Annotated in this window: 25 protein-coding genes, 1 tRNA gene and 1 pseudogene; 21 read left to right on the top strand and 6 right to left on the bottom strand. The window is 65.3% G+C overall.

Going from position 1 to position 26115, the window contains the following annotated elements:
* Nucleotides 1–35 precede the first annotated feature (35 nt).
* The 4 genes from ACI766_RS02965 (at nt 36) to ACI766_RS02950 (ending at nt 4733) form a co-directional block, all read left to right on the top strand.
* Complete coding sequence (locus ACI766_RS02965; RefSeq protein ID WP_003099579.1) at nt 36–1307, top strand: YeaH/YhbH family protein; 1272 nt, start codon at nt 36–38, stop codon at nt 1305–1307.
* On the top strand, nt 1304–2857 hold the full coding sequence (locus ACI766_RS02960; protein ID WP_003099581.1) for a SpoVR family protein: 1554 nt from the start codon (nt 1304–1306) through the stop codon (nt 2855–2857). The genes ACI766_RS02965 and ACI766_RS02960 overlap by 4 nt, the downstream gene beginning before the upstream one ends.
* Nucleotides 2858–2950: 93 nt before the next feature.
* On the top strand, nt 2951–3457 hold the full coding sequence (locus ACI766_RS02955) for a DUF4136 domain-containing protein (protein ID WP_003085071.1): 507 nt from the start codon (nt 2951–2953) through the stop codon (nt 3455–3457).
* 43 nt (nt 3458–3500) lie between these two features.
* The gene (locus ACI766_RS02950; RefSeq protein ID WP_003117955.1) at nt 3501–4733 is read left to right on the top strand and encodes a multifunctional CCA addition/repair protein; all 1233 of its coding nucleotides are present in this window, start codon (nt 3501–3503) and stop codon (nt 4731–4733) included.
* On the opposite strand, the gene folK is transcribed toward ACI766_RS02950, so the two are convergent.
* Together folK and folB are read right to left on the bottom strand one after the other, a co-directional pair.
* Nucleotides 4706–5248, bottom strand: coding sequence for a 2-amino-4-hydroxy-6-hydroxymethyldihydropteridine diphosphokinase (folK, locus tag ACI766_RS02945; RefSeq protein ID WP_003099585.1), 543 nt, complete (start codon nt 5246–5248; stop codon nt 4706–4708). The two genes, ACI766_RS02950 and folK, sit on opposite strands and share 28 nt — an antisense overlap.
* On the bottom strand, nt 5239–5592 hold the full coding sequence (gene folB, locus ACI766_RS02940; protein WP_003099587.1) for a dihydroneopterin aldolase: 354 nt from the start codon (nt 5590–5592) through the stop codon (nt 5239–5241). Before folB ends, folK begins: the two co-directional genes overlap by 10 nt.
* A gap of 83 nt (nt 5593–5675) precedes the next feature.
* On the opposite strand from folB, the gene plsY reads away from it, so the two are divergent.
* Complete coding sequence (plsY, locus tag ACI766_RS02935) at nt 5676–6245, top strand: glycerol-3-phosphate 1-O-acyltransferase PlsY (RefSeq protein WP_003085061.1); 570 nt, start codon at nt 5676–5678, stop codon at nt 6243–6245.
* A gap of 78 nt (nt 6246–6323) precedes the next feature.
* On the opposite strand, the gene tsaD is transcribed toward plsY, so the two are convergent.
* Nucleotides 6324–7349, bottom strand: a complete 1026-nt coding sequence (gene tsaD / locus ACI766_RS02930; protein WP_003099590.1) for a tRNA (adenosine(37)-N6)-threonylcarbamoyltransferase complex transferase subunit TsaD — start codon at nt 7347–7349, stop codon at nt 6324–6326.
* Nucleotides 7350–7549: 200 nt separating this feature from the next.
* Here tsaD and rpsU point away from each other — a divergent pair, with 200 nt between their 5' ends.
* The 9 genes and pseudogenes from rpsU (at nt 7550) to ACI766_RS02885 (ending at nt 18366) form a co-directional block, all read left to right on the top strand.
* Nucleotides 7550–7765 (top strand): 30S ribosomal protein S21, encoded by a 216-nt coding sequence (rpsU, locus tag ACI766_RS02925; protein WP_003085057.1) that lies wholly within the window; start codon nt 7550–7552, stop codon nt 7763–7765.
* Nucleotides 7766–7834: 69 nt separating this feature from the next.
* Nucleotides 7835–8284: a GatB/YqeY domain-containing protein gene (locus tag ACI766_RS02920; protein ID WP_087823930.1), complete on the top strand. Its 450-nt coding sequence runs from the start codon at nt 7835–7837 to the stop codon at nt 8282–8284.
* 82 nt (nt 8285–8366) lie between these two features.
* Complete coding sequence (dnaG, locus tag ACI766_RS02915; RefSeq protein WP_087823929.1) at nt 8367–10361, top strand: DNA primase; 1995 nt, start codon at nt 8367–8369, stop codon at nt 10359–10361.
* Nucleotides 10362–10440: 79 nt separating this feature from the next.
* A complete protein-coding gene (rpoD, locus tag ACI766_RS02910) occupies nt 10441–12294 on the top strand; it encodes an RNA polymerase sigma factor RpoD (protein ID WP_003085035.1) in 1854 nt (617 codons plus the stop codon).
* A gap of 106 nt (nt 12295–12400) precedes the next feature.
* Nucleotides 12401–16138, top strand: a complete 3738-nt coding sequence (locus tag ACI766_RS02905) for an EAL domain-containing protein (protein ID WP_010793497.1) — start codon at nt 12401–12403, stop codon at nt 16136–16138.
* Between the two features lie 16 nt (nt 16139–16154).
* A tRNA-Ile gene (locus ACI766_RS02900) sits at nt 16155–16231 on the top strand.
* 153 nt (nt 16232–16384) lie between these two features.
* Nucleotides 16385–16519, top strand: a pseudogene (locus ACI766_RS02895) (integrase); the annotation flags it as partial.
* A gap of 261 nt (nt 16520–16780) precedes the next feature.
* Complete coding sequence (locus tag ACI766_RS02890) at nt 16781–17902, top strand: Fic family protein (protein WP_003117952.1); 1122 nt, start codon at nt 16781–16783, stop codon at nt 17900–17902.
* Nucleotides 17903–17994: 92 nt separating this feature from the next.
* On the top strand, nt 17995–18366 hold the full coding sequence (locus tag ACI766_RS02885) for a nuclease-related domain-containing protein (protein WP_003142777.1): 372 nt from the start codon (nt 17995–17997) through the stop codon (nt 18364–18366).
* A gap of 290 nt (nt 18367–18656) precedes the next feature.
* Here ACI766_RS02885 and ACI766_RS02880 read toward each other — a convergent pair whose 3' ends face one another.
* Entirely contained in the window at nt 18657–18800 is a 144-nt protein-coding gene (locus ACI766_RS02880) for a hypothetical protein (protein WP_152959728.1), read from the bottom strand.
* Between the two features lie 99 nt (nt 18801–18899).
* Here ACI766_RS02880 and impA point away from each other — a divergent pair, with 99 nt between their 5' ends.
* The 5 genes from impA to ACI766_RS02855 all read left to right on the top strand — a co-directional run bounded on the left by impA (nt 18900) and on the right by ACI766_RS02855 (nt 23771).
* A complete protein-coding gene (impA, locus tag ACI766_RS02875) occupies nt 18900–21671 on the top strand; it encodes an ImpA family metalloprotease (RefSeq protein WP_031628469.1) in 2772 nt (923 codons plus the stop codon).
* 190 nt (nt 21672–21861) lie between these two features.
* Nucleotides 21862–22476 (top strand): DMP19 family protein, encoded by a 615-nt coding sequence (locus ACI766_RS02870; protein ID WP_014602422.1) that lies wholly within the window; start codon nt 21862–21864, stop codon nt 22474–22476.
* Nucleotides 22466–22813, top strand: coding sequence for an SMI1/KNR4 family protein (locus ACI766_RS02865; RefSeq protein ID WP_003113222.1), 348 nt, complete (start codon nt 22466–22468; stop codon nt 22811–22813). The genes ACI766_RS02870 and ACI766_RS02865 overlap by 11 nt, the downstream gene beginning before the upstream one ends.
* Nucleotides 22814–22826: 13 nt before the next feature.
* The gene (locus ACI766_RS02860; RefSeq protein WP_003099612.1) at nt 22827–23297 is read left to right on the top strand and encodes a hypothetical protein; all 471 of its coding nucleotides are present in this window, start codon (nt 22827–22829) and stop codon (nt 23295–23297) included.
* Between the two features lie 15 nt (nt 23298–23312).
* On the top strand, nt 23313–23771 hold the full coding sequence (locus ACI766_RS02855) for a DUF6985 domain-containing protein (protein WP_003084991.1): 459 nt from the start codon (nt 23313–23315) through the stop codon (nt 23769–23771).
* 9 nt (nt 23772–23780) lie between these two features.
* Here ACI766_RS02855 and ACI766_RS02850 read toward each other — a convergent pair whose 3' ends face one another.
* On the bottom strand, nt 23781–23939 hold the full coding sequence (locus ACI766_RS02850; RefSeq protein ID WP_003084988.1) for a YqaE/Pmp3 family membrane protein: 159 nt from the start codon (nt 23937–23939) through the stop codon (nt 23781–23783).
* Nucleotides 23940–24126: 187 nt separating this feature from the next.
* Between ACI766_RS02850 and ACI766_RS02845 the strand changes: the two genes are divergently transcribed.
* Nucleotides 24127–24642 (top strand): hypothetical protein, encoded by a 516-nt coding sequence (locus ACI766_RS02845; RefSeq protein WP_015649720.1) that lies wholly within the window; start codon nt 24127–24129, stop codon nt 24640–24642.
* Here ACI766_RS02845 and ACI766_RS02840 read toward each other — a convergent pair.
* On the bottom strand, nt 24632–24970 hold the full coding sequence (locus ACI766_RS02840) for a carboxymuconolactone decarboxylase family protein (protein WP_003084980.1): 339 nt from the start codon (nt 24968–24970) through the stop codon (nt 24632–24634). The two genes, ACI766_RS02845 and ACI766_RS02840, sit on opposite strands and share 11 nt — an antisense overlap.
* Nucleotides 24971–25087: 117 nt before the next feature.
* On the opposite strand from ACI766_RS02840, the gene ACI766_RS02835 reads away from it, so the two are divergent.
* Complete coding sequence (locus tag ACI766_RS02835; protein ID WP_003113225.1) at nt 25088–25999, top strand: AraC family transcriptional regulator; 912 nt, start codon at nt 25088–25090, stop codon at nt 25997–25999.
* Nucleotides 26000–26115 lie beyond the last annotated feature (116 nt).

Here is a 26115-nt window from a genome sequence, read left to right as displayed (position 1 = left end):
CTCCGGCGGGGCGCCACAGGCCCTGAGGAGCATTCATGAGCTACGTCATCGACCGGCGTCTGAACGGCAAGAACAAGAGCACGGTGAACCGCCAGCGCTTCCTGAGGCGCTACCGTGAACACATCAAGAAGGCCGTCGAGGAGGCCGTCAGCCGGCGTTCCATTACCGACATGGAGCACGGCGAGCAGATCAGCATTCCCGGGCGCGATATCGACGAACCGGTGCTGCACCATGGCCGCGGCGGGCGGCAGACCGTCGTCCACCCCGGCAACAAGGAATTCACCGCCGGCGAGCACATCGCCCGCCCATCCGGCGGCGGGGGCGGCCGCGGCGGCGGCAAGGCCAGCAACAGCGGCGAAGGCATGGACGACTTCGTCTTCCAGATCACCCAGGAGGAATTCCTCGACTTCATGTTCGAGGACCTGGAGCTGCCCAACCTGGTCAAGCGCCACATCACCGGCACCGACACCTTCAAGACCGTCCGCGCCGGCATCAGCAACGACGGCAACCCGTCGCGCATCAACATCGTCCGCACCCTGCGCTCGGCCCATGCGCGGCGCATCGCGCTGTCCGGCGGCAGCCGGGCCAAGCTGCGCGCGGCGCTGAAGGAACTGGAGCGGATCAAGCGCGAAGAGCCGGACAACCTCGGCGATATCCAGGAACTCGAGCTGGAAATCGCCAAGCTCCGCGCGCGCATCGACCGGGTGCCGTTCCTCGATACCTTCGATCTCAAGTACAACCTGCTGGTCAAGCAGCCCAACCCCACCTCCAAGGCGGTGATGTTCTGCCTGATGGACGTCTCCGGCTCGATGACCCAGGCGACCAAGGACATCGCCAAGCGCTTCTTCATCCTGCTCTACCTGTTCCTCAAGCGGAACTACGAGAAGATCGAAGTGGTGTTCATCCGCCACCACACCAGCGCCCGCGAGGTCGACGAGGAGGAGTTCTTCTACTCCCGCGAGACCGGCGGCACCATCGTCTCCAGCGCGCTGAAAATGATGCAGGAGATCATGGCCGAGCGTTATCCGACCCATGAGTGGAACATCTACGCCGCCCAGGCCTCGGACGGCGACAACTGGAACGACGACTCGCCGGTGTGCCGGGACATCCTCCTCAAGCAGATCATGCCGTTCGTCCAGTACTACACCTACGTCGAGATCACCCCGCGCGAACACCAGGCCCTGTGGTTCGAGTACGAGCGCGTGCGCGAAGCCTTCGAAGACAGCTTCGCCCAGCAGCAGATCGTCTCGGCATCGGACATCTACCCGGTGTTCCGCGAGCTGTTCCAGAGGAGGCTCGTCGCATGAGCAAGCGCCAGCCCATCGCCACCGGCTCGGAATGGACCTTCGAGCTGATCCAGCAGTACGACCGGGAAATCAGCAGGATCGCCGAGCGCTATGCCCTGGATACCTATCCGAACCAGATCGAGGTGATCACCGCCGAGCAGATGATGGACGCCTACGCCTCGGTGGGCATGCCGATCGGCTATAACCACTGGTCCTACGGCAAGCACTTCCTCAGTACGGAAAAGAACTACAAGCGTGGCCAGATGGGCCTGGCCTACGAGATCGTGATCAACTCCGACCCCTGCATCGCCTACCTGATGGAGGAAAACACCCAGTGCATGCAGGCGCTGGTGATCGCCCACGCCTGCTACGGGCACAACAGTTTCTTCAAGGGCAACTACCTGTTCCGCACCTGGACCGATGCCAGTTCGATCATCGATTACCTGGTGTTCGCCAAGCAGTACATCATGCAGTGCGAGGAGCGCTACGGGATCGACGCGGTGGAAGACCTGCTCGACTCCTGCCACGCCCTGATGAACTACGGTGTCGACCGCTACAAGCGTCCCTACCCGATTTCCGCGGAAGAGGAGCGGCAGCGGCAGAAGGAGCGCGAGGAACTGATCCAGCGCCAGGTCAATGACCTCTGGCGGACCATCCCGCGCGTCGGCGGCAAGGACAAGGAACAATCCATGGCGCGCTATCCGAGCGAGCCGCAGGAGAACATCCTCTACTTCATCGAGAAGAACGCGCCGCTTCTGGAGCCCTGGCAGCGCGAGGTGATCCGCATCGTGCGCAAGATCGCCCAGTATTTCTACCCGCAACGCCAGACCCAGGTGATGAACGAAGGCTGGGCGACCTTCTGGCACTACACGCTGCTCAACGACCTCTACGACGAAGGCCTGGTCAACGACGGCTTCATGATGGAGTTCCTGCAATACCACACCAGCGTGGTCTACCAGCCGTCCTTCGACAGCCCCTATTACAGCGGCATCAACCCCTACGCCCTGGGCTTCGCCATGTACCGCGACATCCGCCGCATCTGCGAGGAACCTACCGACGAGGACCGCCGCTGGTTCCCGGATATCGCCGGCAGCGACTGGCTGGCCACGCTGAAGTTCGCCATGAAGAGCTTCAAGGACGAAAGCTTCATCCTGCAGTTCCTCTCGCCCAAGGTGATTCGCGACCTGAAGCTGTTCAGCATTCTCGACGACGACCAGAAGGACGACCTGCTGGTCGCGGCGATCCACGACGAAGCCGGCTACCGCACCATCCGCGAGACCCTGGCGGCGCAGTACAACCTCGGCAACCGCGAGCCGAACATCCAGATCTGGAACGTCGACCGTCGCGGCGACCGCTCGCTGACCCTGCGCCACCAGCAGTTCGACCGCCAGCCGCTGAGCGACTCCACCGCCGACGTGCTCAAGCACCTGCATCGCTTGTGGGGCTTCGATATCCACCTGGAGACCCTGCAGGGCGACCAGCTCGTGCAGACCCACCACATGCCGCCCAAGGGCGCCAGCGAGGGCGAGGAAGGCTACCCGCGCCTGGACCTGATCATCCCGCCCATTTGATCGGTTGACGTCCGCCCCGACCGCCGGCCAGCATGCCGGCACGGTCGGGCCGCCCACAGCAGAACAAGAAGCCGGCCGTCCACGGGAGCCGCCATGCGCCTGTTCGCCATCGTCCTGCTCTGCCTCGTCCTGGCCACCTGCGCCAGCCACATCCCCAGCGCCCGGGTGACCCATCCGGCCAGCGCCGGACTGCCCGGCCTGCAAGGTTTCCAGTTGATGCCGCCGGAACAGGCGGTCGACGCCCTGCCCTACCGCAACCGCTATCCGCTGATAAACGCAGAGCTGCGCCAGGGACTGGCGGCCCACGGCTACCACGAGAGCGCTACCCCGCAATTCCGCGTCTACTACTGGCTGGCGCTGCGCGACGCACCTCTGGAATTCCGCCCCGACCTTCCGCCCACCTCCGGCATGGGGCCTTATCTGGCGATCCACCGCCTGCGCGACGAAACCGGAACATTGCGCGTGCGCCTGGTCGACCTGGAGGAGCGCGTTCTTTGGGAAGGTATGGTAAGCACCGGCCTCAGCCCCGCCAGGGCCAATCCGGAACAGCTCGAACTGGCGGTCGGCGCCCTGCTCCGGCAGCTTCCACGCGCCCGCTAGGACACCCTGGGGTAGACTTCCGCCTATCACGCGGAGGATTCCCATGCAGATTTACAAGGTCGGCGGCGCCGTGCGCGATCGCCTTCTCGGCCGTCCGGTCACCGATATCGACTGGGTGGTGGTCGGTGCCAGCAGCGACGAGATGCTAGCCCGCGGCTACCGCCCGGTGGGCGCCGACTTCCCGGTCTTCCTTCATCCGCAGAGCGGCGAGGAATACGCCCTGGCGCGCACCGAGCGGAAGAGCGGGCGCGGCTACGGCGGCTTCACCTTCCATGCCAGCCCCGAGGTGACCCTGGAGGAAGACCTGACTCGCCGTGACCTGACCATCAACGCCATGGCCGAGGACGAACAGGGCCGTGTAATAGATCCCTACGGCGGCCAGGCAGACCTCGAGGCGCGCCTGCTGCGCCACGTTTCCCCGGCGTTCGCCGAGGATCCCCTGCGGGTCCTGCGCGTAGCGCGCTTCGCCGCCCGCTACGCCGGCCTGGGCTTCCGGATCGCCGCCGAAACCCTCGCCCTGATGCGCCAACTGGCGGAATCCGGCGAGTTGCAGGCGCTGACCCCGGAGCGCAGTTGGAAGGAAATTTCCCGAGCCCTGATGGAACCCAACCCCGAGGTCTTCATCCAGGTCCTGCACGACTGCGGCGCCCTGGCCGAACTGATCCCGGAAGTCGAGGCGCTATTCGGCGTACCGCAGCCGGCGGCCCACCATCCGGAAATCGATACCGGCGTCCATGTCCTGTCGGTATTGCAGCAATGCGCCCGCCACCGGCAGCCGCTCAGCGTACGCTGGGCCTGCCTGCTGCACGACCTGGGCAAGGGACTCACCAGCGAAGCGGACTGGCCCCGCCATATCGCCCACGAGGCTCGCGGCGTGCCGTTGATCGATGCGGTGAACCAGCGCTTCAGGGTGCCGCGCGACTGCCAGGAACTGGCGCGCCTGGTGGGCGAGTACCACACCCACGCCCATCGGGCGCTGGAGCTGCGCCCGAATACACTGCTGGAGCTGTTGCAGAGCTTCGACGTGTATCGCCGCCCGCAGCGTTTCGAGGAGTTCGTCGCCGCCAGCGAGATGGACGCGCGCGGCCGCCTCGGCCTGGAACAGCGGGACTATCCGCAGGCCGCCTACCTGCTCGGCGCGGCGCAGGCAGCGCGGGCAGTCAGCGTGAAGCCGCTGGTGGAAAAGGGCTTGAAGGGCGCGGAACTGGGCGAGGCGCTGAAGCGTGCGCGCCTCGCCGCACTCAAGGCCTACAAGGAAGAACGCGGAAAGGCCTGAAGCAGCGCTTCGGGAGTCAACGCCTGGCCACGCCATTCGAATGGCGCCGGCCAGAGCTTCTGCTGGATCCTCGTCTCGCGCCAGAGATCGCCCAGCGGCTGGCGGGCGACCGGATGCTCCAGGTTCGGCGCCAGCTCGGACAAGGGCCAGAGCACGAAAGCGTTCTTCAGCACTTCGGCGCGCGGCAGCACCAGGCCATCGAAATCGCCCACCAGGTCGCCGTAGAACAGCACGTCGATATCCAGCGGCAGCCCCTTGCGCTCTGGCGCATAGCGGCCATTGTCGGCCTCGATGTGCTTGAGTCGCAGGCTCAGTTCGGCCAGCGGCAGATCGGTGCGGGCAGACACCACCAGGTTGAAGAACGGCCCGCTCTTGATACCCACCGGCTCGCTCTCGAATACCGGCGAACAACGCAGGTCATGAAGGAAAGCGGCCAGCGCATCGAGGCCGGCATGCAGATGGCGCTCACGCTCGACATTGCTGCCGAGGCCGAGGTAGACCGGGATCAGCGACATCCGCGTTCGATCTCCACGCCAACGCCACGGGCCGCCGGCACCGCGCCGGGCTTGGTCACGCGGATGCGCAGCCAGGGAATGCCGCGCTCGCCCATCAGTACCTCGGCGAGGCGCTCGGCGAAGGTTTCCACCAACTGGAAATGCGATTCCCGGGCGAACTCCTGCACCCGCTCGGACAACGCGGCATAGTCCAGCGCCAGGGCGAGATCGTCGCCCGCGGCGGCCGGTCGGTTGTCCCAGCCCAGGGTCAGGTCCAGGCGCAGGCACTGACGGATGCCGCGCTCCCAGTCGTACACGCCGATGACGGTATCGACCTCCAAGCCTTCGATAAAAACTCTGTCCACTTCGCTACCCGCTCCAAGGGATGCCACGACAAGCGTGCGCCGCCCCGTTAGAATCGAGGACATCCTCGTCCTCGGTGGAATCCATGGTCTGGCTACTGGCGATCCTCGCCTACCTGCTCGGTTCCCTCTCCTTCGCCGTCCTGCTCAGCCGCTGGTTCGGCACCCAGGACCCGCGCGCCAGCGGTTCCGGCAACCCCGGCGCGACCAACATGCTGCGCGTCGCCGGGAAGAAACTCGCCATCCTGACCCTGCTCGGCGACGTCGGCAAAGGCCTGCTGCCGGTGCTGGTCGCCCGCTGGCTGGGGCTCGGCGTGATGGAGGAGGCCTGGGTCGGCATCGCCGCCGTGATCGGCCACCTGTACCCGCTGTACTTCAACTTCCGCGGCGGCAAGGGTGTCGCCACCGCCGCGGGCATGCTCCTCGGCCTCTATCCGCCGGCCGTACTGCTGGCCGCGGCGGCCTGGCTGCTGACCTTCAAGCTGTCGCGCACCAGCTCGCTCGCCTCGCTGGTGGCCACCCCGCTGACCCTGCCGTTGCTGGCCTGGCAGCAGCCCGGAGCGCTGCTGCCGATGACCGTGCTGACCGGCCTGATCGTCTGGCGGCACCGCGCCAACTTACGCGATCTGTTCGCCGGCCGCGAACGGCATTTCTAATCCATAAAAGGAAAAAACTTCATGCAGTCTGGCCCAGCTGCGTCATCGACACCTGCCTGACTGCGACCTGGCGGCCACTCAGACCGCCGGCAGCGACTCCATCGGCCAGCGCGGCTGGACGCTGATCGCCGGGCCGTCATGCTGGCCGGCGAGCAGGCGCTGGCAGCCGGCGTAGGCGATCATCGCGCCATTGTCGGTGCAGAAGCGCGGGCGGGCGTAGAACACCTGCCCCTTCATTTCGCCGAGCATCTTTTCCAGGCCGCTGCGCAGCGCCTGGTTGGCGCTGACGCCGCCGGCGATCACCAGGTTCTTCAGGCCGGTCTGCTTCAAGGCGCGACGGCACTTGATCAGCAGGGTCTCGACCACCGCGGTCTGGAACGCCAGGGCGATGTCACAGCGGGTCTGCTCGCTGTCGTCGCCGGCCTCGACGCAACGCTGCCAGGTGTTCAGGGTAAAGGTCTTGAGCCCGCTGAAGCTGAAGTCCAGGCCGGGGCGATCGGTCATCGGCCGCGGGAACACGAAGCGGCCAGGAGTGCCGAGCTCCGCCAGGCGGGCGATTTCCGGACCGCCGGGATAGCCCAGGCCGATCAGCTTGGCGGTCTTGTCGAAGGCTTCGCCGGCGGCGTCGTCCATCGATTCGCCAAGCAACTGGTAGCGACCGATGCCGTCCACCCGCACCAACTGGGTGTGACCGCCGGAAACCAGCAAGGCGACGAACGGGAACCGCGGCGGCTGCTCTTCCAGCATCGGCGCCAGCAGGTGCCCTTCCATGTGGTGCACGCCGACCGCCGGCACGCCCCAGGCGAAGGCCATCGCCTGGGCACAGGAAGCCCCCACCAGCAGGGCGCCGACCAGGCCGGGACCGGCGGTATAGGCGATCGCGTCGATATCCGCCGGCGTGCAGCCGGACTCGTCGAGCACCTGGCGGATCAGCGGCAGCATGCGCTTGACGTGGTCGCGCGAGGCCAGCTCGGGCACGACGCCGCCGTAGACGCGATGGAGGTCGATCTGACTGAACAGCGCGTCGGCCAGCAGGCCGCGTTCGCTGTCGTAAAGGGCGACGCCGGTTTCGTCGCAGGACGTTTCCAGTCCCAGCACGCGCATGGGCTTGAGCCTTAGAGCTTGGCAAATACGAAGCCGCGCATGATAATCGGCGGCTTTGCGCCAGACCAGTGTTTTTCGATCGGAGGCTTTGCATTCCTCCGGCCGAACCGTTAATATCCGCAACCCTTGAAAACCGACGTATCCGCGCCACCTTGCCGGAGTACGTTCAACCCCCGGTAATCAGTGAAGGTACGACCTGGATGCCAGCCGTCAAAGTAAAAGAGAACGAACCCTTCGACGTAGCCCTGCGTCGTTTCAAGCGCTCCTGCGAAAAAGCAGGTGTACTGGCTGAAGTTCGCAGCCGCGAGTTCTACGAGAAGCCCACTGCCGAGCGCAAGCGCAAGGCCGCTGCCGCAGTGAAGCGCCACGCGAAGAAAGTACAGCGCGAACAGCGCCGTCGCGAGCGCCTGTACTGATCCACTCGACGCCCACGCGTCAGTGATCGTGCCTCAGCCCGGCCCCGGCCGGGCTTTCGGCTTTCCGCCATGAGCGAAATCAAATCCCGCCTCCTCGACGCCGTCAAGGTCGCCATGCGCGCCCAGGACAAGCCGCGGCTGACCACGTTGCGCCTGGCCCTCGCGGACATCAAGCGCGTCGAAGTCGACGAACGCATCGAGGTGGATGACGCCCGAGCCCTGCTGATCCTCGACCGGATGATCAAGCAGCGCCGCGACGCCCAGCGCCAGTTCAGCGACGCCGGCCGCCAGGACCTCGCCGAGGTCGAGGCTGCCGAGATCCTCGTGCTCCAGGACTTCATGCCCAAGCCCCTGGACGACCATGAGATCGACGCCCTGATCGAGCGCAGCATCGTCGACAGCGGCGCCCAGGGTCCGCAGGACATGGGCAAGGCGATGAACCTGCTGCGACCGCAGGTCCAGGGTCGCGTCGACATGGCACAGGTCAGCCAGCGCCTGAAGGCGCGCCTCCCCTCCTGAAACACCGCGCCGGCCTGATCGGCCCGGCGATAATTGCTATGCTGCCGCTCTGCGCCCACGCGCCGTCGTTTTCGAGAACACCATGGCCGGCCTGATACCGCAAAGCTTCATCGATGACCTGCTGAACCGCACCGACATCGTCGAGGTGGTGAGTTCACGCATCCAACTGAAGAAAACCGGCAAGAACTACAGCGCCTGCTGCCCGTTCCACAAGGAAAAGACTCCCTCGTTCACCGTCAGCCCGGACAAGCAGTTCTACTACTGCTTCGGCTGCGGCGCCGGCGGCAACGCGCTCGGCTTCGTCATGGACCACGACCAGCTGGAGTTCCCCCAGGCGGTCGAGGAACTGGCCAAGCGCGCCGGCATGGACGTGCCGCGCGAGGAACGCGGCGGACGCGGGCACACGCCGCGCCAGCCGACCGACTCGCCGCTCTACCCGCTGCTCAGCGCCGCCGCCGAGTTCTACAAGCAGGCGCTGAAAAGCCACCCCGCGCGCAAAGCCGCGGTGAACTACCTGAAGGGCCGCGGCCTGACCGGCGAGATCGCCCGCGACTTCGGCCTCGGTTTCGCCCCGCCCGGCTGGGACAACCTGCTCAAGCACCTGGGTGGCGACAACCTGCAACTCAAGGCCATGCTCGACGCCGGCCTGCTGGTGGAGAACAGCGACACCGGCAAGCGCTACGACCGCTTCCGCGATCGCGTGATGTTCCCGATCCGCGACAGCCGCGGGCGGATCATCGCCTTCGGCGGCCGGGTGCTCGGCGACGACAAGCCGAAGTACCTGAACTCCCCGGAGACTCCGGTCTTCCACAAGGGCCAGGAACTCTACGGACTCTACGAGGCCCGGCAGAAGAATCGCGACCTCGACGAGATCATGGTGGTCGAGGGCTACATGGATGTCATCGCCCTGGCCCAGCAAGGCATCCGCAACGCGGTGGCGACCCTCGGCACGGCGACCAGCGAGGAACACATCAAGCGCCTGTTCCGCCTGGTACCGAGCATCCTGTTCTGTTTCGACGGCGACCAGGCCGGGCGCAAGGCGGCCTGGCGCGCCCTGGAGTCGGTGCTGCCGAACCTGCAGGACGGCAAGCGCGTGCGCTTCCTGTTCCTCCCCGAGGGCGAGGACCCGGACAGCCTGGTACGCGCCGAGGGCGAGGATGCCTTCCGCGCACGCATCACCCAGCAGGCCCAGCCGCTGGCGGAGTACTTCTTCCAGCAACTGATGCTGGAGGCCGACCCCGCCACCCTGGAAGGCAAGGCCCACCTGGCGACCCTCGCCGCGCCGCTGCTGGAGAAGATTCCCGGGAACAACCTGCGCCTGCTGATGCGGCAACGTCTGTCGGAAATCACCGGCCTGTCCGGCGAAAACATCGGACAACTGGCGCACCACAGCCCGCCGCCGTCGTCCATGGACCACGGAGCGAGCGGCGTCTTGGACGGCGACGACTATTTCGCCGCCAGCGCCTACTACGAGAACGAGCCCTCCCATGCGCCGTTCGACGCTGCGCCAGGCTATGGCGAGGCGCAACCGCGCAAGAGCTGGAACACGGACAAGAAGCCCTGGGACGGCAAGAAGTGGGATGGCAAGAAGAAGTGGGACAAAGGCGGCCGCGGCGACTTCAAGGCTCCGCAACGAACGCCGGTCAGCGTGGAGTCCACCACCCTCAACGCCCTGCGCACCTTGCTGCATCATCCGCAGTTGGCCTTGAAGGTCGACGATGCGGGCACCCTCGCCAGGGAGCAGGATACCTACGCCCAGTTGCTGGTGTCCCTGCTGGAAGCCCTGCAGAAGAACCCGCGGCAGAGCTCGATGCAACTCATCGCGCGCTGGCACGGCACGCCCCAGGGCCGCCTGCTGCAGGCCCTGGGCGAGAAGGAGTGGCTGATCGTCCAGGAGAACCTTGAAAAGCAGTTCTTCGACACCATTACTAAACTCTCCGAGAGCCAGCGTTTCGGCGAGCGGGAGGAGCGTTTACGCAGCGTCATGCAGAAGAGCTACAGTGAACTGACCGATGAAGAGAAAGCCTTGCTCAGAGAGCACTACAGTGTTGCCGCTTCATCGCCTTCCCAGAGCTGAACTGGCGCCTCAGCCCAGGCATCAGGTATAATCCTCTGCTTATTTTTTGCCCGCCAAGACCTTCAGTGGATAGGGTGTTATGTCCGGAAAAGCGCAACAGCAATCTCGTCTGAAAGAGTTGATCGCCCGAGGCCGTGAGCAGGGATACCTGACTTACGCGGAGGTCAACGACCACCTGCCGGAGGATATTTCCGATCCGGAACAGGTGGAAGACATCATCCGCATGATCAACGACATGGGGATCAACGTATTCGAGACAGCCCCGGATGCGGATGCCCTGTTGCTGGCCGAGGCGGATACCGACGAAGCCGCAGCGGAAGAAGCCGCAGCGGCCCTGGCCGCGGTGGAAAGCGACATCGGTCGCACCACCGACCCGGTGCGCATGTACATGCGTGAAATGGGTACCGTGGAACTGCTGACCCGCGAAGGCGAGATCGAAATCGCCAAGCGCATCGAGGAAGGCATCCGCGAAGTGATGAGCGCCATCGCCCAGTTCCCGGGCACGGTGGACAGCATCCTGGCCGACTACAATCGCATCGTCGCCGAAGGCGGTCGCCTCTCCGACGTCCTCAGCGGCTATATCGATCCCGATGACGGCAGCCTGCCCGCCGAAGAGGTGGAGCCGGTCAACCTGAAGGACGATTCCGCCGACTCGAAAGAGAAGGACGACGAGGAAGAAGAAAGCGACGACAGCAGCGACAGCGACGACGAAGGCGACGGCGGTCCGGATCCGGAAGAAGCCCGCCTGCGTTTCACCGCGGTCTCCGAGCAGCTCGACAAGGCCAAGAAGGCCCTGAAGAAGCACGGTCGCGGCAGCAAGCAGGCCACCGCCGAACTCACCGGCCTGGCCGAGCTGTTCATGCCGATCAAGCTGGTGCCCAAGCAGTTCGACGCCCTGGTCGCCCGCGTGCGCTCCGCCCTGGAAGGCGTGCGCGCCCAGGAACGCGCCATCATGCAGCTCTGCGTGCGTGACGCGCGCATGCCGCGTGCCGACTTCCTGCGCCTGTTCCCGAACCACGAGACCGACGAGAAGTGGGTCGACAGCGTCCTGAAGAGCAAGCCGAAGTACGCCGAGGCCATCGAGCGCCTGCGCGACGACATCCTGCGCAACCAGCAGAAGCTGGCGGCCCTGGAAAGCGAGGTCGAGCTGACCGTCGCCGAGATCAAGGAAATCAACCGCGCGATGTCGATCGGCGAAGCCAAGGCTCGCCGGGCGAAGAAGGAAATGGTCGAGGCCAACCTGCGCCTGGTGATTTCCATCGCCAAGAAGTACACCAACCGCGGCCTGCAATTCCTCGACCTGATCCAGGAAGGCAACATCGGCCTGATGAAGGCGGTGGACAAGTTCGAATACCGTCGCGGCTACAAGTTCTCCACCTACGCCACCTGGTGGATTCGCCAGGCGATCACTCGTTCGATCGCCGACCAGGCACGCACCATCCGCATCCCGGTGCACATGATCGAGACGATCAACAAGCTCAACCGCATCTCCCGCCAGATGCTCCAGGAAATGGGTCGCGAGCCCACCCCGGAAGAGCTTGGCGAGCGCATGGACATGCCTGAGGACAAGATCCGCAAGGTACTGAAGATCGCCAAAGAGCCGATCTCCATGGAAACCCCGATCGGTGACGACGAAGATTCGCACCTGGGCGATTTCATCGAGGACTCCACCATGCAGTCGCCGATCGAGATGGCGACCAGCGAGAGCCTCAAGGAATCCACCCGCGAAGTCCTCGCCGGCCTCACTGCCCGGGAAGCCAAGGTGCTGCGCATGCGCTTCGGCATCGACATGAACACCGACCACACCCTCGAGGAAGTCGGCAAGCAGTTCGATGTGACCCGCGAGCGGATCCGCCAGATCGAAGCCAAGGCGCTGCGCAAGCTGCGCCATCCGTCGCGAAGCGAGCACCTGCGCTCCTTCCTCGACGAGTGACGAACGAACCCCCGGCCTGAAAAACCGGGGGTTTTTCTTTGCCGCTTGCCCCGCCGCCCGGCGTCTACACTTCCGCTTATATTCCCGTCCACCGCGAGACCGCCTCATGCAGCGTCTACAGGCCGTGCTTCTCCTGTGTCTGGCCTGCTGCTGGCCGGGGCTGGCCGACGCACTCACGCTCACGCCCGAGGAACGGGCCTGGCTGGCCGAGCACCCGAGCATCCGCCTGGGCGTGGACACCTCCTGGCCGCCATTCGAGTTCCGCGACGAACAGGGCCGCTACCAGGGACTCGCCGCCGGCTACGTCAGCCTGCTGCAGGAACGCCTGGGCGTCAGCCCGACGCCTGTCGAACCGAAGACCTGGACGCAGGTCCTGGAGCAGGCCAAGGACGGTCGGCTGGACCTGCTGCCCGGCATCATGGCTACCCCGGAGCGCCAGGAGTACCTGAGCTTCACCCGGCCCTACCTGGACTTCCCGATCATCATCCTGGCACGCAAGAACGGCACGATGCCGAAGCGCATCGACGAGCTCTACGGACTCAAGGTCGCGGTGGTCGACCACTATGCTCCTCACGAACTGCTGATCGCCCAGCATCCCGACCTCACCCTGCTGCCGCTGCCTTCGGTAGCGGCAGCCCTGCAGGCGCTGGCCACCGGCCAGGCCGACGCCTTCGTCGGCGACTTCGCCTCCAGCGTATGGAACCTCCGCCAGCTCAAGCTCAACGGCCTGGAGATCAGCGGCGAGACGCCATACCGCTACCAACTGGCGATGGCCGTGCCGCGCGGACAACCGATCCTCGCCGGGATCGTCGACAAGGTCCTCGCCGACCTCAGCGCCGAGGAGATCGAGCGACTCCAGGCCCCCTGGGTCGGCGGCCTGCTCGACCGACGTCCGGCCTGGCGCGAGATGGCGACCTACGGTCTTCCCATCGTCCTGCTGATCCTGGTCTCGGTCGCCATACTGCTGGCCATGAACCGCCGCCTGCGCCGCGAGGTGAGTCGCCGGCGGCAATTGGAGCGCGAACTGCGCGACAGCGAACAGCACTACCGGGGACTGGTGGAAAGCCTGAATGCCATCGCCTGGGAAATGCGCCTCGAGGAGAACCGCTTCACCTACGTCTCGCCCCACGCCGAACGCCTGCTCGGCTATCCCCTCGGCGAATGGCTGCAGCCGGGCTTCTGGCAGCGGACCCTGCACCCCATGGACGCCGAGTACGCCATCCACTACTGCATGAGCGAAAGCCAGGCCGGACGCGACCACAGCTTCGACTACCGGATGCTCGCCGCCGACGGCCGGGTAGTCTGGATTCGCGATCTGGTCACCCCGATCACGCAAGGCCGGGACCTGCTCCTGCGCGGTCTGATGATCGACATCACCGAGGCCAAGCTCACCGAGCAGGCCATGCGCCTGTCCGAACAGAAGTTCGCTTCGGTGTTCCACCACTGCCCGGACATGGTGGTACTGGCCAACGGCGCCGACGGCCGCTTCCTCGCGGTGAACAGCACCTTCGAGCAGCAGATCGGCATCGCCGCCGACGACGCCATCGGCAAGACCGCCACCGAACTGGGCATCTGGGCACTCCCCGGCCTGGGCCCGCAGGTCCTGGAAAAGCTCGGCCACGGCAACCTGACCAACCTCGAGGTGCCCCTGCGGCGCCGCAATGGCAGTACCTTCAGCGCGCTGCTCAGCGCCCAGCACGTGGCCCTCGACCAGACCCCGGCGCTGGTGGTGGTGATCCGCGACATCACCCACCTGGTGGAGACCCAGGAACTGCTGCGGATCTCCGAGGAGAAGTTCGCCAACGCCTTCCATGCCTACCCCGACGGTCTGCTGATCAGCCGCCTCGAAGACGGCACGCTGATCGACGTGAACGAAGGCTTCACCCGTCTCACCGGCTACCGCCGCGACGAGGTCATCTCCCGCTCCACGCTCGAACTCGGCCTGTGGGTCGACACCGAGGACCGCAAGCGCCTGATCTCGCTGGTACGCCACCACACCCTGACCCAGGGCTTCACCGCCCCTGTACGGGACCGCAACGGTGGCATCCGCCAGTGCGAGATGTCCGCCCACCGGATCAGCATCGATGGCGAGGACTGCGTGCTGACCATCGCCCGCGATATCACCGAGCGCCAGCTCATGCAGGAGAAGCTGCAGCAGGCCGCCACCGTCTTCGAAAGCACCGCCGAAGGCGTGATGATCACCGATACCCGCCAACGCATCACCGCGGTCAACCGCGCCTTCAGCGAGATCACCGGCTACAGCGAGCAGGAGGCGCTGGGACGCTCGCCCAGCCTGCTCTCCTCCGGACAACACGACTCCAGCTTCTACCTCGCCATGTGGAACCAGCTGGAGCGCGACGGGCACTGGCAGGGCGAGATCTGGAACCGACGCAAGACCGGCGAGCTGTACCCCGAATGGCTGACCATCAGCGCGGTACACAATCCGCAGGGCGAGATCACCCACTTCGTCGGCGTCTTCGCCGATATCTCCACCCTCAAATACGCCCAGGCCCGGCTCGACTACCAGGCCCACCACGATCCGCTCACCGGCCTGCCCAATCGCCTGCTGTTCGAGAGCCGGCTCAATCACGCCCTCGACGAGGCCCGCGAAGAGAGTCGTCCCGGCGCCGTGCTGTTCATCGACCTGGACCGCTTCAAGCACATCAACGACAGCCTCGGCCATCCCATCGGCGACCTGCTGCTCAAGGCCATCGCCGAACGCCTGCGCGACCAGTTGCGCGACGTCGATACCGTGGCCCGCCTGGGGGGCGACGAATTCATCATCCTGCTCCCCGGCCTGCACCAGGAAAGCGACGCCGAGCACGTCGCGCGCAAGCTGCTGAATGCCTTCACCGCGCCGTTCCAGGCCGACGGTCATGAATTCTTCGTCAGCGCCAGCGTCGGCATCGCCCTGTTCCCCAAGGACGGCGACGACGCCCCGACCCTGGTGAAGAACGCCGACGCCGCCATGTACCGCGCCAAGTCGCGGGGCCGCAGCCGCATCGAGTACTACACCCGCGAACTGACCTACCTGGCCACCGAGCGCATGGCGCTGGAAACCGAACTGCGCCGCGCCCTCGAGCGCGACGAGTTGCAGCTCTACTACCAACCCAAGCTGAGCCTGGAGAGCGGCTTGCTGGTCGGCGCCGAGGCACTGGTGCGCTGGTACCATCCGCTGTTCGGGGAAATTTCCCCGGAGCGCTTCATCCCCCTCGCCGAGGATTGCGGCCTGATCCTGCCCCTCGGCGACTGGGTGCTGGAACACGCCTGCCAGCAGATGGGCGAATGGCAAAAGCTGCACGCGCCGTTCGGCCCGCTGTCGGTCAACCTCGCCGGCGCCCAGCTCGGCCAGCCGCAACTGATCGAACGCCTCGAGCAACTGCTGGAGCAGTCCGGCCTGGAACCGTCGCGGCTGCAACTGGAAATCACCGAGAGCTTCATCATGAACCAGACCGAGGAGGCCCTCGCCGTCCTCCACGGCCTCAAGCGCCTCGGCGTACAGCTGGCGATCGACGACTTCGGCACCGGCTACTCCTCGCTCAGCTACCTCAAGCGCCTGCCGCTGGACATCCTGAAGATCGACAAGTCGTTCATCCGCGGCCTTCCCGACGATCCCCACGATGCCGCCATCACCCGCGCCATCATCGCCCTCGGCCGCAGCATGCAGCTCACGGTGATCGCCGAAGGCGTGGAAACCGAAGGTCAGCAGAGCTTCCTCACCCACGAAGGCTGCGAGCAGATCCAGGGCTTCGTCCTCAGTCCGCCGCTGCCCGCCGAGCTGTTCGCCAGCAAATTCCTCAAACCGCGCCAGCCGATTGGCGCTCCCCGAGAAGCGCCGGTATAATCCGCCGACCTTCTGGGGGCCTATAGCTCAGTCGGTTAGAGCAGAGGACTCATAATCCTTTGGTCCACGGTTCGAGTCCGTGTGGGCCCACCACCTTCAAAGCCGCGCACTGCGCGGCTTTGCGCTTTCTAGGGTAGTGGCCTCATAAACGACTCCATGGCCAAAAGGTACAAAGTCGGTACAGTACTGGTTAGCCAGTCTGCCTTTGGAGTCCTTATCTGATGGCAACAGTCGTCCCCCCTTCCCGTGGGCCGCAAAACGGATTGGCCGACCAACGAAAAAACCTTCCGCACCAAGCGCGACGCCGAAGACTGGGCACGCCGCACCGAAGACGAGATGGTACGCGGCGTGTACATCCAGCACTGCGGCTCCGAGCGCATGTGACCTGCCCCCATTTTGTAGCCCGAGAGCTACATGTCCCTGCATCAAATTTTATCGATGCCCAAGGGGTACGGCCGACCTCTGCCCACAAGGTTTTTGACGTGCTGAAACAGGCGCTTTAGCTGACTCAGTCACCCTGAACAGGCATGCTCATCAAGCTATCAACCCAGCTTGAGAATTAGACAGTGAGCCGAATAGTTGCCATTATCGGCTCACAAAATGAGCCGAATAGGCTCTCTAATCGGCTCATGAATATCCCTTATGAACGACCCACTCTGGATCTGGCAGCAGCCCGACTGGCCGCAGTTCAACTGGCAAGCCGAAGCGCTTGCACCACTGCTGCGCTCCTGTAGCCAGGCTCAGGGTCGTTTGTTAGGAATGCTCGGTGCCGTGGGGAGTGACACCGAAGTGCAGAGCAGCCTGGATGCCATGCTGCAGAACATCGTCACCTCTTCAGCCATTGAGGGAGAGCAACTGAATGTCGGTTCGGTGCGCTCATCACTGGCACGGCGACTGGGATTGCACGAAGAAGGTCGAACCACCTCTCGCTCCGAAGGCCTGGCGGAACTGCTGCTCGATGCCACCCACGCACATCAAGAGCCGCTAGACGAACAGCGACTGTTCACCTGGCACCGTTGGCTATTCCCCACTGATGAGCAACTGCTGACTCGACCGCTACACATCGGTGCACTGCGTGGCGAAGAGCCCATGCAGGTGGTTTCCGGTCGCATCGACCGCCCGACAGTCCATTTCGAAGCCCCTCCCCGCGCGGGGCTGGAAGCGCAACTGGCGGACTTTCTCGCCTGGTTCGAGAGCAGCCGCCGCGATGCCAGCCTCGATCCCTTTCTGCGCGCCGGCATCGCCCATTTCTGGTTCGTGACCCTGCACCCCTTCGACGACGGCAACGGTCGCCTCACCCGCGCTATCACCGATCTGGCATTGGCTCAGGGTGAGCAGCAAGCCATTCGCTTCTACGCCATGTCTGCGAGCATCCTCGACGACCGCGCCGGCTATTACCGCATCCTAGAAGCCAGTCAGAAAGGCGGGCTGGATATCACCAAGTGGCTGCAGTGGTTTCTCGAAACCTTGCTCAAGAGCCTGGAGCAAGCCCTTGCCCGTATAGACCGCGTGCTGGTCAAGGCGCGCTTCTGGCAGGCACATCGCAGCCAAACGCTATCGGCGGAGCAGATCAAAGTGCTTAACCGCCTGCTCGATGGCGGCGAAAGGGGGTTCGAGGAGGGCATCAGTGCGGCGCAATACCAAGCTGTGGCCAAGGTTTCCAAAGCCACAGCGACCCGCCACCTGAGCGACCTGCTGGAAAAGGGCTGCATCGAGCGACTGCCCGGCAGAGGGCGTAGCACCCGTTACCAGATAGCACGCTGAGCGCCTGCACCGGGCTCATCAGTCCTTGATGCGTCATCGCGCCATAGGACAATGGTCGCCTCTCCATTAAGCAGCTCGGCTCAAGGAAGAAAGTGGATTACAGCCCGATAGTCGCCCAGGTCTGGGGCATGCTGACCTGGTTTATCCCGGCAGCCCTGCTGATCGGCCTGCTCAAATCGCCTTGGGCCAAGGGGCAGATCGGTGAACTGCTGGTGCGCCTGTTCGCCCATTGGCAACTGGACAGGCACACCTACCGCCGCCTGCACAACGTCACCCTGAACACGCCGGACGGCACGACACAGATCGACCACGTATTTCTCTCACCCTACGGCATCTTCGTGCTGGAAACGGCAGGTTTCCAGCACCTGCCGATAGGTCTCTACCGTTGCACCGGAGAGCCGTGCTGCAGGTCACAGGCTTCGGTGTCAATCGCCACCCACTGCGCGATCAATCGCAGGGTGTAGGCGGCAGCAGCGCAAGTTTCGGCGAAGGCGAACTGGCGCTGGCGGAGCGGAATCAGATGGACGTGGCGGCTCTGTTCGCCGCCTGAGCGTGGGAAGGCACTTATCAGGCACTTCCGAAGGCACTACCGGACGATATCGATTCCATCGCCAACGCGGTAACTTCGAAGTACTTAAACCTTCATGAAACTGCAACTTCCAACTCGATCGACAGCTCTGGAAATACATCCTCGGTATTTTCCAAGACCCTAACCAAAGTCTGGATCGTTTCGTCACAGGAAACGCTGGAGCGCCTATTCCAGAGCGCTTCGAACAATCGGTAAAAATAAAATCAAAATAATCAGACGCAGTTCAAAAACAACCAGAACAGATAGTTTTTCCGCCTTTCCCAACATGCTCCTCTCGCCTTGACTCGTTCGATGCAGCGGATCGCCCATGCGTATTTCCGGCATTGTCCGAGGCCCATTCCCTGTTCGACGCGATACCCGGCGCACCCATAACAATATGCCGCCCTCCACGGGCCGATAGCGCCAGTTGTGAGCCTGTCCACCACTGCATTTCCCTCACTGCAAGGAGAGAACATGAGTCGCTCACCCATCCCTCGCCACCGAGCGTTGCTGGCCGGTTTCTGCCTGGCTGGCGCGCTGTCCGCCCAGGCGGCCACCCAGGAAGAAATCCTCGATGCGGCACTGGTCAGCGGGAATTCCTCGCAACTGACCGACAGCCACCTGGTCGCCCTGCGCCTGCAGCAGCAGGTCGAGCGCATCCGCCAGACCCGCACCCAGTTGCTCGACGGTCTCTACCAGAACCTCAGCCAAGCCTATGATCCTGGCGCCGCCAGCATGTGGGTCCTGCCGGCAAACCCGGACAATACCCTGCCCTTCCTCATTGGCGACAAGGGGCGCGTGCTCGCCAGCCTGAGCCTGGAGGCCGGCGGCCGCGGGCTGGCCTATGGCACCAACGTGCTCACCCAACTGAGCGGGGCCAATGCCGCCCACGCACCGCTGCTGAAGCGGGCGGTGCAGTGGCTGGTGAACGGCGACCCGGGCGCGGCTACTGCGAAGGACTTCAAGGTCAGCGTGGTCGGGGTGGACAAGACCGCCACTCTCAACGGCCTGAAGAGCGCCGGCCTGCAACCGGCGGACGCCGCCTGCAACGCGCTGACCGACGCCAGTTGCGCCAGCACCAGCAAATTGCTGGTACTGGGCAACGGCGCCAGCGCCGCTAGCCTGAGCGCCACGGTGCGCGCACGGCTACAGGCCGGGCTGCCGATCCTCTTCGTGCACACCAATGGCTGGAACCAGAGCAGCACCGGCCAGCAGATCCTCGCCGGCCTGGGCCTGCAGGAAGGCCCCTACGGCGGCAACTACTGGGACAAGGACAGGGTGCCATCCAGCCGCACCCGGACGCGTTCGGTCGAGCTGGGCGGCGCCTATGGCCAGGACCCGGCGCTGGTGCAGCAGATCGTCGACGGTAGCTGGCGCACGGACTACGACTGGTCGAAATGCACCTCCTACGTCGGTCGCACCACCTGCGACGACGTGCCGGGACTGAGCGACTTCAGCAAGCGCGTCGATGTATTGAAAGGCGCCCTCGACGCCTACAACCAGAAGGCGCAGAACCTCTTCGCCCTGCCCGGCACCACCTCGCTGCGGCTCTGGCTGCTGTGGGCCGACGCGGTGCGGCAGAACATCCGCTACCCGATGGACAAGGCCGCCGACACGGCGCGCTTCCAGGAAACCTTCGTCGCCGACGCCATCGTCGGCTACGTGCGCGAGGCCGGCGCGGCGCAGAAGGAACTGGGCAGCTACGCCGGCCAGCGCCAACAGTCGATGCCGGTATCGGGCTCGGAGGAAACCCTGACCCTCACCTTGCCGTCGGCCCAGGGCTTCACCGCCATCGGCCGCATGGCGGCGCCGGGCAAGCGCCTGAGCATTCGCATCGAAGACGCTGGCCAGGCCAGCCTGGCGGTCGGCCTGAACACCCAGCGCATCGGCTCGACGCGGCTGTGGAATACCCGCCAGTATGACCGCCCGCGCTTCCTCAAGAGCCCGGACATCAAGCTCCAGGCAAACCAGTCGGTGGCGCTGGTATCGCCCTACGGCGGCCTGTTGCAACTGGTCTACAGCGGCGCCACGCCGGGTCAGACGGTAACCGTCAAGGTAACCGGCGCGGCCAGCCAGCCGTTCCTCGACATCCAGCCGGGCGAGGACAGCAGCCAGGCGATTGCCGACTTCATCCAGGCGCTGGACGCCGACAAGGCCGACTGGCTGGAGATCCGCAGCGGCTCGGTGGAGGTCCACGCCAAGGTGGAGAAGGTCCGTGGCTCGATCGACAAGGACTATGGCGGCGACGTCCAGCGCTTCATCCGTGAGTTGAACGAGGTGTTCATCGACGACGCCTACACCCTGGCCGGCTTCGCCATTCCCAACCAGGCGAAGACTCCGGCAATCCAGCAGGAATGCGCGGCGCGCGGCTGGGACTGCGACAGCGAGACCCTACACAAGCTGCCCGGCACCCAGCACATCAACGTCGACCAGTACGCCCAGTGCGGCGGCGGTTGCAGCGGCAACCCCTACGACCAGACCTGGGGCCTGAACCCGCGTGGCTGGGGCGAAAGCCATGAGCTGGGCCACAACCTGCAAGTGAATCGACTGAAGGTCTACGGCGGGCGCTCGGGCGAAATCTCCAACCAGATATTCCCGTTGCACAAGGACTGGCGCGTGCTCCGCGAGTTCGGGCAGAACCTCGACGATACGCGGGTCAACTACCGCAACGCCTACAACCTGATCGTCGCCGGACGCGCCGAGGCCGATCCGCTGGCAGGCGTATACAAGCGCCTGTGGGAAGACCCGGGCACCTACGCGCTGAACGGCGAGCGGATGGCCTTCTATACCCAGTGGGTGCACTACTGGGCCGACCTGAAGAACGATCCGCTGCAGGGTTGGGACATCTGGACCCTGCTCTACCTGCACCAGCGCCAGGTGGACAAGTCCGACTGGGACGCCAACAAGGCCGCTCTCGGCTACGGCACCTACGCCCAGCGCCCGGGAAACAGCGGCGATGCCAGCAGCACGGACGGCAACGACAACCTGTTGCTCGGCCTGTCCTGGCTGACCCAGCGCGACCAGCGGCCAACCTTCGCGCTATGGGGCATCCGTACCTCGGCAGCGGCCCAGGCGCAGGTGGCGGCCTACGGTTTCGCCGAGCAGCCGGCGTTCTTCTATGCCAACAACCGGACCAACGAATACAGCACGGTGAAGCTTCTGGACATGAGCCAGGGGTCGCCGGCGTGGCCGTTTCCGTGAGTCGTAGCTGAGGGGGCTGGCGCGGGGTGATGCTTCTCGCTCCGCGCCGGTCCTCATGCCCCTCTCCCCGAAGGGAGAGAGGGTCGGTCATGCCAGCGGGCAATGCCGTGCCAGGCTGGCAAGCCAAACTGTCGTTCAAGCTGAACGATCCTGCGCAATAATGAGCCCCTTCCACCAGCAAGGACCGCTCATGACCGACCGCCTTCCCTGCCGCGCCTGCGGCCATCTCATTCTCCCGACCACGGCGGCGAGAAACGACGGACTGTGCATGCCCTGCAAGGGCGGCTACCGGCAGAACATCGAGGATGGCAAGCACTTCCACGCGGAGCGACGGCGCTACCTGGCGAGTCCGCAGGCGCTGTACTGGAGCGCGCTGGTGAATCGCGTCTACGATGGCCGCGAGGGATTCGCCGGGCTGTCGCCGGCCGAACGGAGCTACTACGCAGTGAGCGTGCTCAGCGGCGAAGTGCACAACGGCGGCTTCGACCAGTACTTCGGCAACTCCTCCGGCGACCAGTACCAGGCGGCGCGCGCGGGTCTTCGCGAATTGGAGGCGGAGGACGCCCTGGCCCTGCTGGAGCGAGCCGCCGCCCTGCTGTTCGGCGACGGTCCGGTGCCAGTCTCCCAGGCCGAACGCCAATTGCGCATGCCGACCTGGGCCGATGAACCCGACCGCGACTGCGAAGCGGCCCTGGATGCGCTGGACACGCGCTTCTACGCCCTGGCCGACGCGCTGGGCGAACGCCTGCTGGCCCATGCCCGCCACCATGCATTGTTCGCCCTGGACGAGCCCGATGAAGCCTGAATTGGATGCCCTAGAGGCCTGGCTCGGACGACCGCTGCCGGCTGCCTTCGTCGCCGCTCTGGAGCAGCACGGCGGCCGCCTCGTCGAGCCGGGCCTGCTGCTCTACGCCGCCGACGAGTTGCTGGAACGCAACCGGGCCTTCGAAACCTCTCTCTACTGCCCCGGCTACCTGGCCATAGGCGACGACAGCGGCGGCCGCGCCGTGGTGATGGCCCTGGACGATCACCGGCAGGCGCTGTTCCTGGTCGACCATGGCGCGATGACGCCGGACTGCTTCGAACCCCTGGCACCCAGCCTGGAGGCCTGGCTGGAAGCCGGGCCCTGCCTGCCCGAATGACGGAGAAACGCCCATGATTCCTTTCGGCCTCAGCCCCGAACAATTCCGCGAGCGCTACCGCCGCGACCTGCAACGCGCCGCGCCGGGCGTGATCCAGCGCCTGCGCGAGCTGCTCCGGCAACCCCTGGAGGAAGGACTGCGCGACGGCGAGATCCAACTGTTCCTCGGCGAGGACGGACGCGACGCAGCGGAAGCGTGGTTGTACCTGAATGGCGCCAGCAACCGGGTGGACGCCAGCGACCCGCGCCTGTTTCCCGGCAAGGCGCTGGACCTGGCGCTCGGCCTGGGACATGCCCCGGATTTCGACGAAGCCTATTTCGCCGACGGCTTCGGCGGCGTCGATCTGCTCGCCGATACGCTGCAAGCCTGGTTCGCCGAGTGCTGGTGGAAGGCCGGCGGCTGGGCCTGGCCGATCCCGCTGTGGCTGCACGTACACGATGGCTTCGGCGACGGCCGTGGCATCGCCCTCACCGAACGCTGCTGAACAGGGAGACCACGCATGGAACTGATCCGCAACCTGGACGATGCGAACATGGGCGAAGTGTATTGGCGCCTGTACCGGCGCTACATCAGCCTGTTCATCGAGAACGAGGCCGACGACGCCTACGCCTGGCGCTGCGCCCGAGCCCTCGACGAACTGGATGACGCCGTGGTCGAGCGGCTTTGTGCCGCCAGCCTGCGCTACCGCGCCGCGCGCCTGGAGCGGCTGGGCGAGTCTGCGGAGGAAGTCGCGCCGGCGCGCGGGGTGCTGGAACGGATCGAGCCGGGCGAGCTGATCGTGCCCGACCCGGAACAGGGCGACGAAGCGGTGATCCACCTGTCGCTGAACTGCGAATGGGACCGCGAACACGGTATGGAATGGATCGTCCGGGGCGGCGAGGTGCTCTATGTCGGCCCCTTCCACGGCGAAGACCCGTGGCGGGACTTCACCGTGAAGGAACCATGGAACTACGCCTGAGCAGGGGCCTCAACGCTTGGCGATGATGTACACCGCGTGGACGATGCCCGGGATGTAGCCGAGCAGGGTGAGCAGGATGTTCAGCCAGAAGGCGCCGCCGAAGCCGACTTGCAGGAACACGCCCAGCGGCGGCAGGAGGATGGCGATGAGGATGCGGATCAGGTCCATGAACGGAACTCCTTGGTCCAGGGTCGATACGGTGTCCGGCGCGTGAGCCGGCGTTTTTTCGCGTCACCCTATGACTGACTCCCGCCATTCGCGGAGGGTTCAACCGCAACGGTACTCGCCGCCTGTCACGCGCAGCGGTACGCTTGAGCCTACGCTCATGCGAGCGGACAACCCGCAAGGAACATCCATGTCCGACCTGCCCCCGCGTCCCGCCTTCTGGCCGTACCTGCCGGGCTACGCCCTGTTGCTGCTTTCGGTGCTGCTCTGCGCCAGCGGCAGCTACCGTTTCGTCACCCCGATGGCGCTCGCCGACGGCGTCGACCTGGTCTACCTCAGCCAGGGCCTGGCGCTGCTACCGCTGGGTACCGGGCTGGTCGGCCTGCTCGCGGGCTTCCTCCTGCATGTCCGCGGGCGCTGGCTCGGCGCGCTGCTGGCGCTGCTGCCGGCGACGCTGATCTGCGCCTGGAACCTGTACAACTATGCCGCCCACGGCGACGAGGCGTTGTCGCCGAGTTTCGCCCAGTACACCCAGGCGCTGCTCGGCCTGCTGTTGCTCGGTGGCATGCTGAGCCTGGTCGACCTGCTCCATGGCAGGCCCTCGACGCTGCTACGCAAGGGCCTGCTGGGGCTGGGCTGGCTGGCCCTGGTGGCCTGGCTGGGGTTGCTGTTCTACCTGCAGCGCCTGTACGGCCTCACTTTTTGAACTGGTCGTAGGCTTCCAGCGCGCGCAGCGAATAGACATAGGCGGCGCCGGCATTCAGGGAGATGGCGGTAGCCAGGGTCTGGGCGATTTCCGCCTCGCTGGCGCCGGCCTTCAGCGCGGCCTCGGTGTGCACGCCGATGCAACCGTCGCAACGGGTGGTAATGGCCACGGCGATGGAGATCAGTTCGCGGGTCTTGGCATCCAGGGCGCCCTCGGCGCTGGCTTCCTCCAGCGCGCCATAGGCGGCGAGCATCTTCGGGTGTTGCTTGCCCAGGGCACCGAAGGCTTTTTTCACGGCGGGGACGAACTCGGTCCAGTTGTTCAGCATGGTGATATTCTCCGTTGCTTTCGCGCCGGGAGTGGCGCGTCGGGTTACCAGTCTCGACCAGTCTGGACCGCGCCGCCTGCCCATGCGTCTCTACTTTCGACCTGATCGGCTCATCCCATGGACCCACTCGACCGGCTCATCCAGCTCGCCAACCTGCAGGGCCGCCTCGACCAGCGCTGCCAGCTACAGGGCAGCTGGGCGCTGGAGCACCCGCAAGCGGTGCCCGGCGAGGCGACCTTCCATATCGTCATGGCCGGCACCTGCTATTGCGAATTCCTCGATGGCGGTCGCCTCGACCTGCATCCCGGCGACCTGATTCTGTTGCCACGCGGCACCCCGCACCTCCTGCGCAGCGACAGCCCGGCGCAACCCTGCGAACCCACCGTAGAGCACCGCGGCAGCATCCCGCTGTACCAGTTGAACGGCCCCGGCGAGGCCCTCGACATGCTTTGCGGCAGCTACCGCTATCACGCCGGTGCCAGCCTGTTCGGCGCGCTACCCGAGCGCCTGCTGGTGCATATGGACGAGTCGACCCAGCAGCCCCTGCGCGCGCTGATCGGGTTGATGCGCGAGGAAGCCGAGAGCACCCGCAGCGGCGCCCGCTCGATCATCGACGCGCTGGCCACCGCGCTGTTCGCCCTGGCCCTGCGCGCCTACCTGGACCGCCAACCGCTGGGCGACGGCCTGTTCGGCCTGCTGGGCGACGCCCGCCTGGGACGAGCCCTGCGGGCCATGCTGGAACGCCCGGAGCATGCCTGGACCCTGGAACAGCTTGCCCAGCAGGCGGCGATGTCGCGGGCCAGTTTCGTCCGCGCCTTCTCCGCCCTCGGCGGAACCTCGCCGTGGAACCTGCTGACCCGCATCCGCATGGAGAAGGCTCGCGGCCTGCTGCGACAAACGCAGAAGAGCCTGCTGGATATCGCCGCCGAGACCGGCTACCAGTCGGAGGCGGCGTTTTCCCGCAATTTCCGCCAGGCCTTCGGCGAATCGCCGGGCCGTTTCCGCCGCCAGGCCGACTCCGCTCGCTGAAAGCGCTACCGGCGCACATTTCGGCGATCCGCTGCTATGCAATGTGAATGATTTTCGCAACATCCTGTACGAATTCACTGACAGTACGGCTACACTGTGCTTTCCCGGCAAGGAGG

Origin of the sequence: Pseudomonas sp. DL (genome assembly GCF_047199225.1) — a bacterium.
Taxonomy (GTDB): Bacteria; Pseudomonadota; Gammaproteobacteria; order Pseudomonadales; family Pseudomonadaceae; genus Pseudomonas; species Pseudomonas aeruginosa.
This window is presented reverse-complemented; position numbering and strand designations above follow the sequence as displayed.

Bases quoted from the DNA above. Each gene is read 5' to 3' on its own strand.
- ACI766_RS02965 (WP_003099579.1), top strand. From the start codon at position 36: ATGAGCTACGTCATCGACCGGCGTCTGAACGGCAAGAACAAGAGCACG.
- ACI766_RS02960 (WP_003099581.1), top strand. From the start codon at position 1,304: ATGAGCAAGCGCCAGCCCATCGCCACCGGCTCGGAATGGACCTTCGAG.
- ACI766_RS02955 (WP_003085071.1), top strand. From the start codon at position 2,951: ATGCGCCTGTTCGCCATCGTCCTGCTCTGCCTCGTCCTGGCCACCTGC.
- ACI766_RS02950 (WP_003117955.1), top strand. From the start codon at position 3,501: ATGCAGATTTACAAGGTCGGCGGCGCCGTGCGCGATCGCCTTCTCGGC.
- folK (WP_003099585.1), bottom strand. From the start codon at position 5,248: ATGTCGCTGATCCCGGTCTACCTCGGCCTCGGCAGCAATGTCGAGCGT.
- plsY (WP_003085061.1), top strand. From the start codon at position 5,676: ATGGTCTGGCTACTGGCGATCCTCGCCTACCTGCTCGGTTCCCTCTCC.
- tsaD (WP_003099590.1), bottom strand. From the start codon at position 7,349: ATGCGCGTGCTGGGACTGGAAACGTCCTGCGACGAAACCGGCGTCGCC.
- rpsU (WP_003085057.1), top strand. From the start codon at position 7,550: ATGCCAGCCGTCAAAGTAAAAGAGAACGAACCCTTCGACGTAGCCCTG.
- ACI766_RS02920 (WP_087823930.1), top strand. From the start codon at position 7,835: ATGAGCGAAATCAAATCCCGCCTCCTCGACGCCGTCAAGGTCGCCATG.
- dnaG (WP_087823929.1), top strand. From the start codon at position 8,367: ATGGCCGGCCTGATACCGCAAAGCTTCATCGATGACCTGCTGAACCGC.
- rpoD (WP_003085035.1), top strand. From the start codon at position 10,441: ATGTCCGGAAAAGCGCAACAGCAATCTCGTCTGAAAGAGTTGATCGCC.
- ACI766_RS02905 (WP_010793497.1), top strand. From the start codon at position 12,401: ATGCAGCGTCTACAGGCCGTGCTTCTCCTGTGTCTGGCCTGCTGCTGG.
- ACI766_RS02890 (WP_003117952.1), top strand. From the start codon at position 16,781: ATGAACGACCCACTCTGGATCTGGCAGCAGCCCGACTGGCCGCAGTTC.
- ACI766_RS02880 (WP_152959728.1), bottom strand. From the start codon at position 18,800: ATGGGCGATCCGCTGCATCGAACGAGTCAAGGCGAGAGGAGCATGTTG.
- ACI766_RS02870 (WP_014602422.1), top strand. From the start codon at position 21,862: ATGACCGACCGCCTTCCCTGCCGCGCCTGCGGCCATCTCATTCTCCCG.
- ACI766_RS02865 (WP_003113222.1), top strand. From the start codon at position 22,466: ATGAAGCCTGAATTGGATGCCCTAGAGGCCTGGCTCGGACGACCGCTG.
- ACI766_RS02860 (WP_003099612.1), top strand. From the start codon at position 22,827: ATGATTCCTTTCGGCCTCAGCCCCGAACAATTCCGCGAGCGCTACCGC.
- ACI766_RS02855 (WP_003084991.1), top strand. From the start codon at position 23,313: ATGGAACTGATCCGCAACCTGGACGATGCGAACATGGGCGAAGTGTAT.
- ACI766_RS02850 (WP_003084988.1), bottom strand. From the start codon at position 23,939: ATGGACCTGATCCGCATCCTCATCGCCATCCTCCTGCCGCCGCTGGGC.
- ACI766_RS02845 (WP_015649720.1), top strand. From the start codon at position 24,127: ATGTCCGACCTGCCCCCGCGTCCCGCCTTCTGGCCGTACCTGCCGGGC.
- ACI766_RS02840 (WP_003084980.1), bottom strand. From the start codon at position 24,970: ATGCTGAACAACTGGACCGAGTTCGTCCCCGCCGTGAAAAAAGCCTTC.
- ACI766_RS02835 (WP_003113225.1), top strand. From the start codon at position 25,088: ATGGACCCACTCGACCGGCTCATCCAGCTCGCCAACCTGCAGGGCCGC.